Below are 13,881 nucleotides of genomic sequence, written 5' to 3' on the forward strand. Positions count from 1 at the left end.
GATGTCCGGCAGGACAGAGGGGGGTGCCTGGGCTCGGCATTTCTTATAGGCGGCCATACGCCAACACTCGGAGGAGCCCATGACCCGCGCCTTCATCCTCCTCCGCCGCCGTCTCGTCGGCAGCATCTTCGTGCTGCTGATCGTCGTCATCGGCACGTTCCTTTTGCTCGAGGCCGCCCCCGGCGATGCCGTCGACGCCTACATCGTCTCGACCGGCGGCGACGCCAGCATGATCGAGCTGCTGCGCCATCGCTGGGGCCTCGACCAGTCGGAACTGACGCGGCTGGCCAACTATCTCTGGGCATTGCTGCATCTCGACCTCGGCCAGTCGGTGACCTTCTCCAGGCCGATCCGCGACGTCATCCTCGAGCGCCTGCCCAACACGCTGCTGCTGATGGTCAGCGCCACCGCGCTCTCCTTCGGGCTCGGCTCGGCGCTCGGCATCTATGCCGGCGCGAGACCCGGGAGTTTGCGCGACCGCTTCCTGTCGATCGGCTCGCTGGCGCTTTATGCCGTGCCCGGTTTCTGGCTCGGCCTGGTGCTGATCGTCGTCTTTGCCGTCGACCTGCGCTGGCTGCCGATCGGCGGCATCGAAACCCTGGCCTCGGACAAGACCGGCCTCGACCGAGCCGCCGACATCGCCGTCCATCTCGTGCTGCCGGTTTCCGCTCTCGGCTTCATCTATCTCGCGCTCTATCTGCGCATGATGCGTGCCGGCATGGCCGAGGTCTGGCGGCAGGATTTTGTGCTGGCCGCCCGCGCCAGGGGGCTTTCGCGCCGCCGGATCGTGCTCGCCCATATTGCCCGCAACGCGCTGCTGCCGCTGGTCACCATGCTCGGCCTGCAGTCGGCGCAGATGCTCGGCGGCAGTGTCGTCATCGAGAGCGTTTTCTCCGTGCCTGGCCTTGGCCGGCTGGCGCAGGAAGCCGTGGCCGCGCGTGACACACCCCTTCTGCTCGGCATCATCCTCGTCAGCGCCGTGCTGGTCATCGTGATCAACCTCCTCGTCGACATCGCCTATGCCTTCCTCGATCCGCGCGTCGGCGCCAGCGAGGCCGGCGCGTGAACCCGCTTCGCCGTTTCTTGCGGACGCCTGAGGCCCTCGCCGGCGCCATCCTTCCGGCGGCGTTGATTGCCATGGCACTGTCGGCACCGCTGCTGTTCTCCGGTGACCCGCAAGCCATTGCCGGGCCACCGCTGTTGCCACCGTTCCAGGTCTGGTCGCTGCTGCTCGGCACCGACCGGCTCGGCCGCGACGTGCTGGCCGAGCTGTTCCACGGCGCCCGCACCTCGCTCGCTGTCGGGCTTGCGGCGGCGGCGGCGGCACTGGCCATCGGCACGACAGTCGGCACGTGGGCCGGCTTTGCCGGCGGCCTCGTCGACGAGGTGCTGATGCGCATCACAGACGCCTTCCAGACCGTGCCGGGCTTCCTGCTGGCGCTGGCCTTCGTCAGTGTCGTCGGGCCATCACTGGGCGTCATCGTGATCGCCATCGCGCTCGGCACCTGGACCGGGCCCGCCCGTATCGCCCGCGCGGAAGTTCTCTCCATTCGCGAGCGCGACTATGTCGCCAGCGCCCGCGCCGTCGGCATGCATCCGCTCGAAATCGCCTTTCGCGAAGTGCTGCCCAACGCCTTGCCGCCTGTGCTGGCAATGTCGTCGGTGATCGTCGCCGCAGCGATCCTCACCGAAGCAGCCTTGTCGTTTCTCGGCCTCGGCGACCCCAACCGGGTCACCTGGGGCGGCATGATCGCCGAAGGCCGCGCTGTTTTGCGCACCGCGCCCTTCCTGTCCATCGTCCCCGGCATAGCACTGGTGCTGACGGTGCTCGGCGTCTATCTCGCCGGTGAAGGCATCGTCGAGACGAGGGCAATCAGGAGAGGCCTGTCGTGACCGCACTCGCAGCGATCCGCGACTTGACGGTCACCTACCGCCGCGACGGCGGCGAGGTCGCGGCGTTGAAGCACATCAGCCTCGATATCGTCGCCGGCGAGCGCCTGGCCATCATCGGCGAAAGCGGATCCGGCAAGAGCACACTGGCGCTGGCTATTGCGGGGTTGTTGCCGGGGTCTGCCAAGATTGAAGGAAAGATCGATTGGTTCCTACCGTCGACGTTGGGCGCCAGGGCACCCCCCTCTGTCCTGCCGGACATCTCCCCCTCAAGGGGGGAGATTGGCAGGTTCGCTGTCGGCACATTTCCCGCAACGCTGGTGATTGGCGAAGGCAGAGATGAGAGCGCAATCTCCCCCCTAGAGGGGGAGATGTCCGGCAGGACAGAGGGGGGCCTCGTAGAGCACAGGCCGCAAAAGCTCTTCACCAGATCAAGTCACCCTCCCCTCGGTGGCCGCGATATCGGCTTCGTCTTCCAGGACCCATCCGCCAGCCTCGACCCCGTTATGCCAATCGGCAAACAAATCGCTGAAGTCGCCCGCACCCATCTCGGCCTCACCTGGCCGCAGGCATACACGCAAGCAAAAACCCTGCTCGAACGCGTCCGGCTGCCCGATCCTGACTCGGCCCTGCGAGCCTTCCCGCACCAACTCTCCGGCGGCCAAAAACAGCGTGTGGCAATTGCCGCCGCCATCGCCGCCGGACCGAAATTGCTGATCGCCGACGAGGCGACCAGCGCGCTCGACACCATCGTGCAGGCCGACATCGTTGCCCTGATCCGGCGGCTGGTGGCCGAGGACGGCATGACGCTGCTGTTCATCAGCCATGACATCGCGCTTGCCGCGGAGCTTGCCGAGCGCATCGCCGTGTTCCGCCATGGCCAGTTGGTTGAACTTGGCACGACGCCACGGATTATCGACGCCCCAGCCCAGGCCTACACGCGCGCGCTCCTTGATGCCCACATCGGACTTGATGCCGAACCATTGTTGAACCGAAGCGGGCGCCACGCATGAGCCTGCTCACGGTATCCAGCCTCACCAAACATTATCGTCGCGGCGGCAGGACAGTTGCCGCCGTGGACGATGTCTCTTTTCACATCGACCCGGGCGAAACGCTGGCGCTCGCCGGCCCTTCCGGCAGCGGCAAGTCGACAATCGCGCGGCTCGTGCTGCGGTTGATCGAGCCGGATGCCGGCCGCATCGAATTCGAAGGCAATGACTTCCTGGCTTTTGGTGGTGCCGCGCTGCGAGCGCATCGCGCGCGCCTGCAAATGGTGTTCCAGGATCCGCTGGCCGCCTTCAATCCACGCGCCACGGTGGCGCGGGTGCTCGACGATCCCTTGCGCATCCATCGCATTGCCTCGCGCGCCGAGCGGCCCTACCGCATCGCCGCCTTGCTCGAACGCGTAGGGCTGGCAGCGGATCTGGCCGCGCGCGCCATCCACGAAATCTCCGGCGGCCAGCGACAGCGCGTCGCCATCGCGCGCGCCATCGCCACGAAACCGTCGTTGATCGTGCTCGACGAAGCGGTGTCGGCGCTTGACGTCTCCGTGCGCGGGCAGATCCTTGATCTTTTGCTCGACCTGCAAAGGCAGGAACGGATCGCCTATCTCTTCATTTCACATGATCTCGGCGTGGTCCGCGCGATCGCTCAGCGCGTCATGCTCCTCGACGCTGGGCGAATTGCCGAGAGCGGCGACGCCCGTGCCGTCATCGACGCACCGCGATCGGCCATCGGCAAGGCCCTGGTGGCGGCCGCGCCAAAACTCAAGAGAACCGCACAGGACGCATCATGACCGACCCCGTAGCCAGAGCCGAGAAACTGTCGCGCGAACTCGATTCTGCCTTCCGCAACCGCGCCGATCTCTACCGTCTGTTCCTCGACGAGCTGACTGGAGAACTGGGCGCCGAAAAGGCCGAGGCGGTCATGATCCGAACCATCGAGCAGCGCGGCAAGGAAGTGGCTGCAGCCGCCTTCGCCAGCTTTGGCGCCAACGACGCGCGCGCCATCGGCGAGGCCTTCCTGGCGGTCAGCCCGGATGGCGGCCTGATGTACCCGACAGATGTCGAGCGCGGCGATGACCGCATCGCCTTCAAGGTGAAGCGCTGCCCGCTCAAGGACGCCTGGGTCGAGGCCGGAGTCGGTGACGAAAAGCTCGTCACGCTCTGCCGCATCGCCGGCGCCTTCGACCGCGGCCTGTTCGAGGCGACGGGCGTGCGTTTCGACAATGTCACCTGGACGCCGGGCCACGGCCCAGGCTGCTGCCACATCGCGCTGACCAATCGCGATGCCTGCTAGAGCAATTCCAGGAAAAGTGTGACATGGTTTTCCCGGGAAAAGCGCGTAGCGCTTTCCCTTGGGAATTGCGTAAAAACAAAGAGATAGAGCGGTTCGCCGTTTCCGTGAAACGGTGAAATGCTCTAGCCGCCGACCATCAGCCTGACGACTTCGTCATGGTTAGTCTCGGAGATTTTGCGCTCGCCGGCCTGGATGCCGCGCCGCAACACCACGATGCGGTCCGAGACGGCAAAGATGTCCTGCAGATTGTGCGAGATGAAGATCACCCCGCGCCCCTGCGCCTTGAGCTGGTGGATGAGCGAAATCACCTTGCGCTGCTCCGGCACGCCAAGGGCGGCAGTCGGCTCGTCCATGATCAGGATCTGCGCATCCCAGTAGACGGCGCGGCCGATGGCGACGGCCTGGCGTTGGCCGCCGGAGAAGTTGCTGACCGGGGCTTCGAGCCGGCTGACATGGAAATCCAGCCGCCCCATCGTCTCCTTGGCCGCCGTGGCCATCGCCTTGCGGTCGAGCACCGGCAGGAAGCCGAACGCCTTGCGCATCGGTTCGCGGCCAAGGAAGATGTTGGCGCCGATCGACAGATTGTCGGCAAGCGCGAGGTCCTGGTAGATCGTCTCGATGCCCTTTTCGCGCGCCTCCTGAGGCGTCGCGAACGTCACCTGCTGACCCCTGAGCAGGATTTCGCCGCCGGTCGGCTGGAACACGCCCGATATCGCCTTGATCAGCGTCGTCTTGCCGGCGCCATTGTCGCCGGCGAGCGCCACCACTTCACCGGGCCGCACGGCCATGGAGAAGTCGTTCAGCGCACGCACGGCACCGAAGTGCTTGGACAGGTTGCGGACTTCCAGCAGGGGTGCGTTCTGGTTGGTGCTATTCATCCTGACGGGCTCCACTGAACCGGCGCTGCGCCTGGTCGATGAGAACGGAAATGATGATGACGATGCCGACGGCGATGAATTGCCAGAACGGCTCGACATTGACGAAGACCAGTCCGTACTGGATGACCGCGATCACCAGCGCACCGGCCACGGTGCCGAAGATAGTGCCGGAGCCGCCGAACAGGCTGGCGCCGCCGATCACCACGGCCGCGACGCTATCGAGCAGCAAAGGCTCGCCGGCTTGCGCGGCACCCGCGGTGAAGCGCGCGGCATAGAGCGCGCCGCCAAGGCCGGCGCACATCGCCGACAGCACATAGAGCCGAAGGATGTGGCCCCTGATGTCGATGCCGGCGCGCCGCGCCGCCTGCACGTTGGCGCCGATGGCATAATTGTGCTGGCCGAACCGGGTCTGGCTGAGCAGATAGTGCATCACGACGACGAAGACGGCGGCGATCATCACCAGATAGGGAACGCCATGGAACTTGCCGTTGCCGAGCAGCGCGAACCATGAATTCTGCACCGGCACCGTCGTGCCCCCGGCGAGCAGGAAGGCGGCACCGCGCGCGACGCCGAACATGCCAAGCGTGCCGATGAAAGGCGGAACCCTTAGGCGCGAGATCAGCAAGCCGTTGATGACGCCCGGCACGCCGGCAACAATGACCGCGGCAAGGATGCCTGCCAGCATAGCCAGCGGCAAGGGAATGGCCGCGCCCGCCATGTTGGTGGCATGCGCGGCGATGACGGCGGCCAGCCCCATGATGAAGCCGAGCGACAGGTCGATGCCGCCCGAGATTATGACGAAGGTCTGCCCTGTCGCCAAGAGCAGCGGCGCCACGGCGAATATCGCGATGGACTGCAGGTTGAACGGGTTGAGCACGAAGGTCGCACCGAAGTCGGTCCTCGACCATATTTCGAAGCAGATGATCAGGCCGGCAAGGAACAGCCAGGCGCGCGCCTCCGCTATGCGTGCGATCCAGTTCCTGGCCGGATCGCCGTGATCGGCCTGAGGGGCGACATGCTTCTCGGCCGGCTGGGCTGGTGATGTGGAGGTCATGGATACTCCGCGGCTGCCATCAAAAAAGGTCCTGCCTTCGGCGAGAACCCGGCACGGGCTCCTCCCGGCGGACCGGGAAGAGCCGGGCTCGTCTCGACCTACTCGGAGTAGAGATACTTCGAGATGTTCGGATCCGCGATATTGGACTTGTCCATGATCGTGAAGCCGGTGCCGATCGTGACCGGAATCGACTGGCCGGTCAGGTGGGCATAGGCCGAAACGACGCCGTAATAGCCGATCTCGGCGGGATGCTGGGCGATCGCCACGTCCACCAGGCCGGTGTTGATGTTGTCGACAATGCTGGTCGGAGCGTCGAAGGCGACCACCTTGACGGTTCCCGTCTGTCCGGCCTGCTTGACGCCATTGGCCGCGCCCAGCGCCGAGAACAAATTGGCGCCGAACACGCCGACCAGGTCCGGATTGCGCGCGAATACGGCCTGCAGTTGCGAGGCCGCCTTGTTGGCATCGTCGTCGTTGAACTGGGTCTCCAGCACGGTGATGCCCGTATGCTTGGCCATCTCCTTCTTGAAGCCCTCTTCACGCTGGTCGGTGGTCGAGATTCCGGGCTTGACGTTCGAGACATAGACCTTGCCCTTGTCGCCAACCGCGGTGGCCAGCGCGCGAGCGGCAATCTCGCCGCCGAGCACATTGTCGGAGGCGATGTAGGACAGCGGGAAATCGGCGTCACCCGCGCCGGTCTGGTAGACGCCGCTGCCGATGAAGGTGTCGACGGTGATGACCGGAATGCCGGCATCATTGGCCTTGCGCAGCGGCTCGACCAGCTGAACCTTGTCGGTCGGCGCAATCAGGATCGCGTCAGGCTTCTTGGCGATGACCGCATCGAGCACCGGCACCTGGGTGACCGGGTTGAATTCCGGCGCGCCCTGGAAAACCAGGTTTACGCCAAGCGCATCGGCAGCCGCCTGGGCGCCCTTGCGCATGGTGATGTAGAAACCATCGGTAGTGAGGCCCGGAATGAGCGCAATGGTGTATTTCTTGTCCTGCGCCTGCGCGGGCGCGATCAGCACCGTCGCACTGACGGCAAGCGCCGCGAGCGCGGCAACAATCTTCTTCATGACATCCTCCTCATTATTGGCAGATCTGCCGTTGCAAGTGACATTGGAATGGCCGCCATCCGCTAAGGGACAAGGCAGCGTGAACGCCTGTTTGCCGTCACGGGCAGCTTTCCTCCCAAGCGCCCTCCAGTCGATATGTCAGCCGGTCAGCCAGACCGGTACACTTGGCCACAGCCCCATTCCCCTACCTCCGCGAGGTCCGGCAAACTGTGCCCCCGCCGCGCCTTGCTGGCGGGCATCCTGCCTTGTAACACTTTGCAGAAATAAATTGCAACTCGGTTTTTCCGAGCTTGCAGCGCCGGGTTTTTTCACACCGTACGACATTCGACTGCTCCGTGGAGCCCCAGCAAACTATTGCCCGCGCCTCGCGGCGACACAACTTGTTTCCGCAGCCGGCTCCATCCCGCCGCCAGTATCCTGCCGACCCTATCGCTGCGCAAGCGTCGCGAGTATGGCCTGCGCCGTCTTCGTATCGGTGACCAGCGTGTTGATCAGCCCTGCGCGAGCCGCGCCGATGATTGCCGTCGCCTTCTCTGGCGATGCGGCAAGGCCGATCACCTGCGGCACGGCGCGAAGCTGTGCCGGCGACATGGCGATCATCCGGCTCTCCCCTTCCCACGCGATCGGCTGCCCCTCGACATCGAAATAATGCCGAAGCACATCACCGGCCGCATGGACCAACGCCTGCTCGCTCGGCGTGGCGGCACTTGCCTCCGGCGCATTGATGGCATGCGGCAGGCCAATACCGACGATCGCGATGTCGGTCTTCTCCCACAAGGCGACGGCGTCGCGGATGGCGACATCGCGCAGGAAGACATCCCGCAACTCCGTGGACGGCAGATAGGGTGCATGGATGAAGTGCGGCGTGCCGCCGAACTCCTCGGCGGCAAGCCGCACGAACTCATTGACCTGAAAATGCGCCGCGTGCTGCTGCATGCCGCCGGTGGCGGCGACGGTGAGCACGCCCGGTATGCGCGGCAGGCCGGCCCGGATCACTTCGCGCACGGCGCGCCCCCAGCCGATGGCGACCACGGAGCCTGCCACCAGTTGCGCCTGCCTGAGCAGCCCGCCAAGCGGTGCCGCCAGCGCCGCCAGCGTGCCTGCCGCCGGCGTCTCGACCACCGCGGCATCCCGCAGTTTCAACCCGTCGATCAACTGCCTGGTGATGTCCTCCCGCGTCGCCAGATCGAGAACCTCGATACGCACGATCCCTTCCGCCCGTGCCCGCTGCAGCAGTCGCGAAATCGTCGCGGTGGAGACACCGAGCTGCCGCGCGATGTCGACCTGCGACATCTCCTCCAAATAGTGCAGCTTGGCGACCGTGTGCAGCAGTGTCCGCGACGCGGTCGCATCCTGGATGGAGGGAACAGACAGCTTGCAATTCCTTTCAGCAACGTGTTACACACGTATACGCCGATGGGAGTTATCGCGCAAATCCAGCCGACTCGCAACGTGGGGCCGCTTCCATGCGACAATGTCGGCCGGCACCGTTTTTGAGAGCGGACGGCGCACCACGCGGCAAAAAATCTCCTCGCCGGCAAAGGCGGGCAGAACTGAACATTGTTGTTTCCACGGGATCCGCGCCCTCGGTAGACGGCGCCAACATCGGACTGAAGATCATGACGAAGATGACCACCGCGGAGCTGCGCGGCTACCAGCAGATATGCGGCAAGGACGGGGCAATGGTGGCCATCGCCTGCGACCAGCGCGGCGGCATGCGGACCTTGTTGGCATCGGATCCGGCAGAGCAGGCCAAGATCACCAACGACATGCTCGGCGACACCAAGGCTGACATCACGCGCTACCTCGCCAGTGCAGCATCCTGCGTGCTGCTCGACCCACTCTGCGCGGTGCCGCGCATCGTCGACGAGGGCGTCTTGAACCGCGATACGGCACTGCTCATCGGCCTCGACGCCTCCGGTTTCGACGTCTCGCCCGAGGGCTACCGGTTGTCACGCCTGGTTCCAGGCATCGATGCGCGCCGTGTCCGCGCCCTGGGCGGCACGGGCGGCAAGATCATGGTCTATCTGCGGGCCGACAAGCCGCAAGCCAACGAACACAACATCGCCATCCTGCGCCAGTGCATCGCCGATTTCGGCAAGGAGGACCTGCTGCTGGTCGTCGAGTTCCTGACCTATCCGCTCGAAGGCGAAAGCCCCGAGGACTATGCGGCCAGGACGCCATGGCTTGTCGAGGAAGGCACCAGAATCTCGCTGGAATGCGGCGCCAAGGTGCTGAAGCTTCCCTATCCCGGCACGCCCGAAGCCTGTGCCAACATCACCCGAATGGCCGGCGAGGTGCCATGGGCGGTGCTTTCGGCCGGCGTCAACCACGCAACATTCCTCGGCCAGGTCGAGATCGCCATGCAGAACGGCGCCTCGGGCGTCATCGCCGGCCGTTCGCTGTGGAAAGACTGCATCTCGCTCGATCGTGACATCCAGCGAGAAAGGCTTAAGACCATCGCAGTGCCGCGACTGCGTGAGATCCAGGCAGTGATCGGGCACTACCGGCAAAAAGCAGCTGCCTGACAATTGCGTTTGGACTAGAGCTGTTCCAGCAAAAGTGTGAAGCGGTTTTGCGTCCGGAATTTGCGGAAAAACAGATGCAGGACGTCATGCCCCTCAGCATAGGGATCGATATAGGCGGCACCAATCTGCGTGCCGCCCGCGTCTCCGGGACCGGTGAAATCCTCAAGCGCGTTTCCGAAAAAAGCGCGCCCGACCCGGAGCTGGTGCTTGGCCGCATCGCCGACATGGTGCGCCTTCTCGACACGCCCGATGTGAAGGCCATCGGCGTCGGCGTCCCCGGCCGTGTCGATGCGCGGCGCGGCGCCGTCCTGTCGGGTGGCTACGTCAACCTCGCTTCGGTCGCGCTGGCGCAACGCCTGGAAGACATGACAGGCAAGCCCGTCATCATCGACAACGACTGCAACATGGCGTTGGCCGCCGAGATGGCGCTCGGCGCCGGGCGCGGCCAGGACAACATCGTCATGTTCACCATAGGCACCGGCATTGGCGGCGCCGTCGCTCAAGGTCGGCGGATCACGCGTGGCTCGGCAACGGCGGGCCAGCTTGGCCACATCACCGTCGATGTCGACGGCGAGGTTTGCGCCTGCGGCCGGCGCGGCTGCGTCGAGACCACCAGTTCAGGCACCGCGCTCGGCCGCCACATTGCGCGCGCCGGGCTCGGCGCCGACATTTCTGTCGATCAGCTTTTTGCCCGCGATGCGGCCGGCGACATCCAGGCGCGCGGCATACTCGACGCCTGGGCGAGACCGTTGCGTGCCGCCATCGACACGGCCGTTGCCGTGCTCGATCCCGACATGGTGCTGCTTGGCGGCGGCCTTGGCCGGGCAGCACATACAGCACTCGGCCGAGCGCCGGCGCTGGCGCCCTGGTATCAATGCCCGGTGAAACCCGCGCAGCTCGGCGACGACGCCGGCGTGATCGGCGCTGGCCTCCAGGCACTCGCCATGGAACCGGGCACAGGTCCGCTTCCGCGCTTGGCCCAGTCCGGCCACGCCAGGCGTGCCGTGCTCGTCAACGGCATTCCCGCAAGCGGCAAGAGCACCGTCTCGCGCGGCATCGCCGACCGCATGGGATGGCCGTTGCTCGCGCTCGACACGATCAAGAATCCGTTCCTCGAAGTGCTTGGCGGCGGCGACCGCGAATTCAACCGCACGCTCGGCCGCGCCAGCTATCAGGCGATCTGGTCGGCCGTCGGCGAAGCTCCGGCAGGCAGCACCTTTGTCATCGATGCCTGGTTCGGCTTTCAGCCGCGTGAAGTTCTTGAGGACTATCTACGAAAAGCTGGGGTCGAACAGACCGTCGAAATCTGGTGCCACGCGCCCGGCGAGGTCCTTGCCGAGCGCTATGGCGCCCGGCTCGACCAGCGCCCCGCTGGCCATCCCGGTGCCGCCTATATCCCCGAACTGATCGAGCTCGCCAAGCGTGCCGAACCGCTGCGGCGCGGACCGCTCTTCGACGTCGACACGACAAAACCGATCGACTTCGATGCCATCACGGCATGGCTGCGAGCGGTCATGGCCGCCCGCTTGGATGTACCTGGCTGAACCAGGACGTCAGTCCGTTTGATCAATAGCCGACCGTAAAACGCTGCCTGACATGCGCAGGCTTCTCGATCTCGTCGACCATGACGATGGCGTAGTCCTCGAAGGAGATGCTGCTGCCCTTGTCCGAGGCGAGGAGCGTGTCCTGGCCGAGGCGGAATTTGCCGGTGCGCTCGCCAGGGATGAACATGGCGGACGGCGACAGGAACGTCCAGTCGAGATCGCCGACGGTCTTCAACTTGTCGAGGAAGTCGGCGCCCTTCTGTGCCTCGGCCTTGTAGATTGCAGGGAATTCGGGGGTATCGACCAGACGCTTGCCTGGCGCGACCTCGAGGCTGCCGGCGCCGCCGACAACGAGGTAGCGCTTCACACCGGAAGCACGCACCGCCGCGATCAGCGTGTCGGCGTCGCTGTCCAGAAAATGCACCGAGCTGATCACCACGTCATGGCCGCGGATCAGGTCGGCGAGAGCTTGGCTGTCGAAGACATCCCCCTTCCTGGCCGTGACGCCGGGCAGCGCAGCGATCTTTTCCGGGTGTCGCGCAATGCCGGTGACTGTGTGGCCACGATCCGAGAGTTCCTTGAGGATGCGCGAACCGACGGCGCCCGATGCACCGATGAGAGCGACTTTTGCCATGTCTTTTTCCATTCCTTGCTGGGGTTAGTTGGGAGAGATCACGCCGCCGCGATATGGGCGACAAGATTGTCGAAGCTGCCGAACAGTGCGTTCGAACCGATGAGCCGGGGCGCGTCGTTGCGGATGACCGCGAGCGAAGGCACGCCGTCGGCATGAAGGCGCTCGAACAGCGTTCGGCCTTGGCCGACGAGTTCGCGGTGCGCCTTCATCAGCCGTTCCGTCGGCGACTGCAGCAGGCCGGCAGCATCCGCCATGCCGGCGGCGGCAAGCACTTCTGCGACACCGTCGATCGTCACGATATCCCTGCCATCGACATAACGCGCCCGCTGGATCGCCTTCAGCGCCGTCAGCCGGCCGCCGGGACCTTCCAGGCCAGCAGCGCTGATGCCGAGCGTGGCGGCATGGGAATCGAGCAAGGTGCCACGGACATCGAGGACATCGCGCCGATAGGCCTGCGTGAACTTCTGCCCGGTCAGGCGCTCGATGCGCTGGTCGTTCGCCCAGGCGTGGGCAGCGAAAGCTTCATCCATCGGCCGCGCCCCTGCGCCGGAGAACAGGCCGGTCGGCAGCAGTTCGATGCGCACGCCGCTGGCCGACAGCCTGTCAAGCATCGGGGAGGCGCCGTAGCACCAGCCGCAGAGCGGATCGAAAAGATAGGTCACGTCCGGATTGCTCACGATCATACTGTCCTTGCTGTGGGCATCGGGTGCGGCCCACCGGAATGTGCTGGCCATATGTGGCAGACGGCGACCTTGCGATAAACCAGAGCCAATAATACAAACTGTCCGATCAAATCAGACAAAGGCAGGTCATATGGCCGAGCTTCTGAATCTCAATCGGCTCGTCTACTTCACCACGGTCATGGAGACCGGCTCGTTCACCGTGGCGGGGGACCGGCTGGGCGTAGCCAAGGCCGTGGTCAGCCACCAGATCGGCAAGCTTGAGGAAGAATTGGGCGCAACGCTCATGCGGCGCACGACGCGGCGTGTCACCCCGACAGAAGAAGGGCGCCTCTTCTATGACCGCGCGACCATCATCTTGCGCGAGGCCGAGGCAGCCTATGGCGAGATCTCGCACGGGGCGGTCGAGCCCGCCGGAATGCTGAGGCTGACCGCACCGCTCGACTATGGCGCTAAGGTGGTCGCGCCGGTGATGGCTGCGTATCTGAAGACCTATCCGCAGATGCGTGTCGAGGCGATCTTCGACGACGCTGTGAGCAACCTGGTGGACGAGCAGATCGACCTCGGCATCCGCGTCGGCTGGCTTGCCGATTCCTCCAACCAGGCACGGCGCCTGGGCACGATACGGCAGATCGTGGTGGCGAGCCCGGCCTTTGCAGCGAGCCTGCCGTCCGACGTCGGACCGCTCCAGGCAAGATCGCTGGCCTGGGTTGGCAACGCGCAGCTGCGCGGCATCGGCCAGTGGCTGTTTTCCAGGGATGGGGAAACGGTGCTGACCGAACTCAATCCGATCATCATGTGCGACAAGAGCCCGGCCGCCCTGGCCTGTGTGCTCGCCGGCATCGGGTTGGGCATCTTCCCGGACTACAGTGTCAATGATGACATCGCCGAGGGACGGCTGGTGCCGGTGTTCGCTGATTGGACCTTGCCGACCGGCGGTATCCACGCGGTCTTCCCGCCGGCCCGCTTCCGGCCCGCCAAGGTGCGCGCCTTCGTCGACTTGCTCGCGGCGGTCGAGAGAAAGCGCGCGCGCCGCCTCGAAACGGCATGACGCCGCCGGGCGCGCGACATCGTCAGCAAGAACTTACATTCACGCGCGGAGCCGTGCCGTTCGATTGCCGACGAGAGGCACTCCTCATGGTCTGGAACTTGCCGCCAGACATGCAAACGGCCCGCATTGATGCGGGCCGTTTTAAGTTTGGTTGCGGGGACAGGATTTGAACCTGTGACCTTCAGGTTATGAGCCTGACGAGCTACCGGGCTGCTCCACCCCGCGTCATATTCCTCACCGCCAAATGA

14 protein-coding genes and 1 tRNA gene are annotated in these 13,881 nt (G+C 65.1%); 8 read left to right on the plus strand and 7 right to left on the minus strand.

Translation table 11 applies throughout. The features are described 5' to 3' along the window. The first annotated feature begins 79 nt into the window (after positions 1-79). Genes X741_RS138275 through X741_RS138255 form a run of 5 tightly spaced genes read left to right on the plus strand, consistent with a single transcriptional unit; the run spans position 80 to position 4,188 of the window. On the plus strand, positions 80-1,066 hold the full coding sequence (locus tag X741_RS138275; protein WP_023780624.1) for an ABC transporter permease: 987 nt from the start codon (positions 80-82) through the stop codon (positions 1,064-1,066). Further along, complete coding sequence (locus tag X741_RS138270; protein WP_023780625.1) at positions 1,063-1,893, plus strand: ABC transporter permease; 831 nt, start codon at positions 1,063-1,065, stop codon at positions 1,891-1,893. The genes X741_RS138275 and X741_RS138270 overlap by 4 nt, the downstream gene beginning before the upstream one ends. Further along, complete coding sequence (locus tag X741_RS138265) at positions 1,890-2,903, plus strand: ABC transporter ATP-binding protein (protein WP_023780626.1); 1,014 nt, start codon at positions 1,890-1,892, stop codon at positions 2,901-2,903. Before X741_RS138270 ends, X741_RS138265 begins: the two co-directional genes overlap by 4 nt. Next, positions 2,900-3,685, plus strand: a complete 786-nt coding sequence (locus X741_RS138260; RefSeq protein WP_023780627.1) for an ATP-binding cassette domain-containing protein — start codon at positions 2,900-2,902, stop codon at positions 3,683-3,685. The genes X741_RS138265 and X741_RS138260 overlap by 4 nt, the downstream gene beginning before the upstream one ends. Then, a complete protein-coding gene (locus tag X741_RS138255) occupies positions 3,682-4,188 on the plus strand; it encodes an L-2-amino-thiazoline-4-carboxylic acid hydrolase (protein ID WP_023780628.1) in 507 nt (168 codons plus the stop codon). The genes X741_RS138260 and X741_RS138255 overlap by 4 nt, the downstream gene beginning before the upstream one ends. 122 nt (positions 4,189-4,310) lie before the next feature. Here X741_RS138255 and X741_RS138250 read toward each other — a convergent pair whose 3' ends face one another. The 4 genes from X741_RS138250 to X741_RS138235 all read right to left on the minus strand — a co-directional run bounded on the left by X741_RS138250 (position 4,311) and on the right by X741_RS138235 (position 8,528). Next, a complete protein-coding gene (locus tag X741_RS138250; RefSeq protein WP_023780629.1) occupies positions 4,311-5,066 on the minus strand; it encodes an ATP-binding cassette domain-containing protein in 756 nt (251 codons plus the stop codon). Beyond that, positions 5,059-6,120: a ribose ABC transporter gene (locus tag X741_RS138245; protein ID WP_023763950.1), complete on the minus strand. Its 1,062-nt coding sequence runs from the start codon at positions 6,118-6,120 to the stop codon at positions 5,059-5,061. The genes X741_RS138250 and X741_RS138245 overlap by 8 nt, the downstream gene beginning before the upstream one ends. 98 nt (positions 6,121-6,218) lie before the next feature. Beyond that, a complete protein-coding gene (locus tag X741_RS138240) occupies positions 6,219-7,196 on the minus strand; it encodes an ABC transporter substrate-binding protein (RefSeq protein ID WP_023780630.1) in 978 nt (325 codons plus the stop codon). Between the two features lie 426 nt (positions 7,197-7,622). Next, complete coding sequence (locus X741_RS138235) at positions 7,623-8,528, minus strand: sugar-binding domain-containing protein (protein WP_023780631.1); 906 nt, start codon at positions 8,526-8,528, stop codon at positions 7,623-7,625. Between the two features lie 287 nt (positions 8,529-8,815). On the opposite strand from X741_RS138235, the gene X741_RS138230 reads away from it, so the two are divergent. Together X741_RS138230 and X741_RS138225 are read left to right on the plus strand one after the other, a co-directional pair. Next, a complete protein-coding gene (locus X741_RS138230; protein ID WP_023780632.1) occupies positions 8,816-9,724 on the plus strand; it encodes a tagatose-bisphosphate aldolase in 909 nt (302 codons plus the stop codon). A 74-nt stretch (positions 9,725-9,798) separates the two neighbouring features. Continuing rightward, positions 9,799-11,268 (plus strand): ROK family protein, encoded by a 1,470-nt coding sequence (locus X741_RS138225; RefSeq protein WP_023780633.1) that lies wholly within the window; start codon positions 9,799-9,801, stop codon positions 11,266-11,268. A 22-nt stretch (positions 11,269-11,290) separates the two neighbouring features. Here X741_RS138225 and X741_RS138220 read toward each other — a convergent pair whose 3' ends face one another. Both X741_RS138220 and X741_RS138215 read right to left on the minus strand, forming a co-directional pair. Then, positions 11,291-11,902, minus strand: coding sequence for an NAD(P)-dependent oxidoreductase (locus tag X741_RS138220; RefSeq protein WP_023780634.1), 612 nt, complete (start codon positions 11,900-11,902; stop codon positions 11,291-11,293). Between the two features lie 38 nt (positions 11,903-11,940). Continuing rightward, entirely contained in the window at positions 11,941-12,579 is a 639-nt protein-coding gene (locus tag X741_RS138215; RefSeq protein ID WP_023780635.1) for a DsbA family protein, read from the minus strand. Positions 12,580-12,715: 136 nt separating this feature from the next. On the opposite strand from X741_RS138215, the gene X741_RS138210 reads away from it, so the two are divergent. Then, a complete protein-coding gene (locus tag X741_RS138210) occupies positions 12,716-13,633 on the plus strand; it encodes a LysR family transcriptional regulator (protein WP_023780636.1) in 918 nt (305 codons plus the stop codon). Positions 13,634-13,781: 148 nt separating this feature from the next. On the opposite strand, the gene X741_RS138205 is transcribed toward X741_RS138210, so the two are convergent. Beyond that, positions 13,782-13,858: transfer RNA gene (locus tag X741_RS138205), tRNA-Met, on the minus strand. Positions 13,859-13,881: the final 23 nt, after the last annotated feature.

Source organism: Mesorhizobium sp. LNHC221B00, from assembly GCF_000502935.1.
GTDB classification, from domain to species: Bacteria; Pseudomonadota; Alphaproteobacteria; order Rhizobiales; family Rhizobiaceae; genus Mesorhizobium; species Mesorhizobium opportunistum.

Excerpts from the sequence above, each read along its gene's own strand:
- X741_RS138260 (WP_023780627.1), top strand. The coding sequence starts at position 2,900 with ATGAGCCTGCTCACGGTATCCAGCCTCACCAAACATTATCGTCGCGGC.
- X741_RS138250 (WP_023780629.1), bottom strand. The coding sequence starts at position 5,066 with ATGAATAGCACCAACCAGAACGCACCCCTGCTGGAAGTCCGCAACCTG.
- X741_RS138275 (WP_023780624.1), top strand. The coding sequence starts at position 80 with ATGACCCGCGCCTTCATCCTCCTCCGCCGCCGTCTCGTCGGCAGCATC.
- X741_RS138225 (WP_023780633.1), top strand. The coding sequence starts at position 9,799 with ATGCAGGACGTCATGCCCCTCAGCATAGGGATCGATATAGGCGGCACC.
- X741_RS138230 (WP_023780632.1), top strand. The coding sequence starts at position 8,816 with ATGACGAAGATGACCACCGCGGAGCTGCGCGGCTACCAGCAGATATGC.
- X741_RS138240 (WP_023780630.1), bottom strand. The coding sequence starts at position 7,196 with ATGAAGAAGATTGTTGCCGCGCTCGCGGCGCTTGCCGTCAGTGCGACG.
- X741_RS138245 (WP_023763950.1), bottom strand. The coding sequence starts at position 6,120 with ATGACCTCCACATCACCAGCCCAGCCGGCCGAGAAGCATGTCGCCCCT.
- X741_RS138220 (WP_023780634.1), bottom strand. The coding sequence starts at position 11,902 with ATGGCAAAAGTCGCTCTCATCGGTGCATCGGGCGCCGTCGGTTCGCGC.
- X741_RS138255 (WP_023780628.1), top strand. The coding sequence starts at position 3,682 with ATGACCGACCCCGTAGCCAGAGCCGAGAAACTGTCGCGCGAACTCGAT.
- X741_RS138210 (WP_023780636.1), top strand. The coding sequence starts at position 12,716 with ATGGCCGAGCTTCTGAATCTCAATCGGCTCGTCTACTTCACCACGGTC.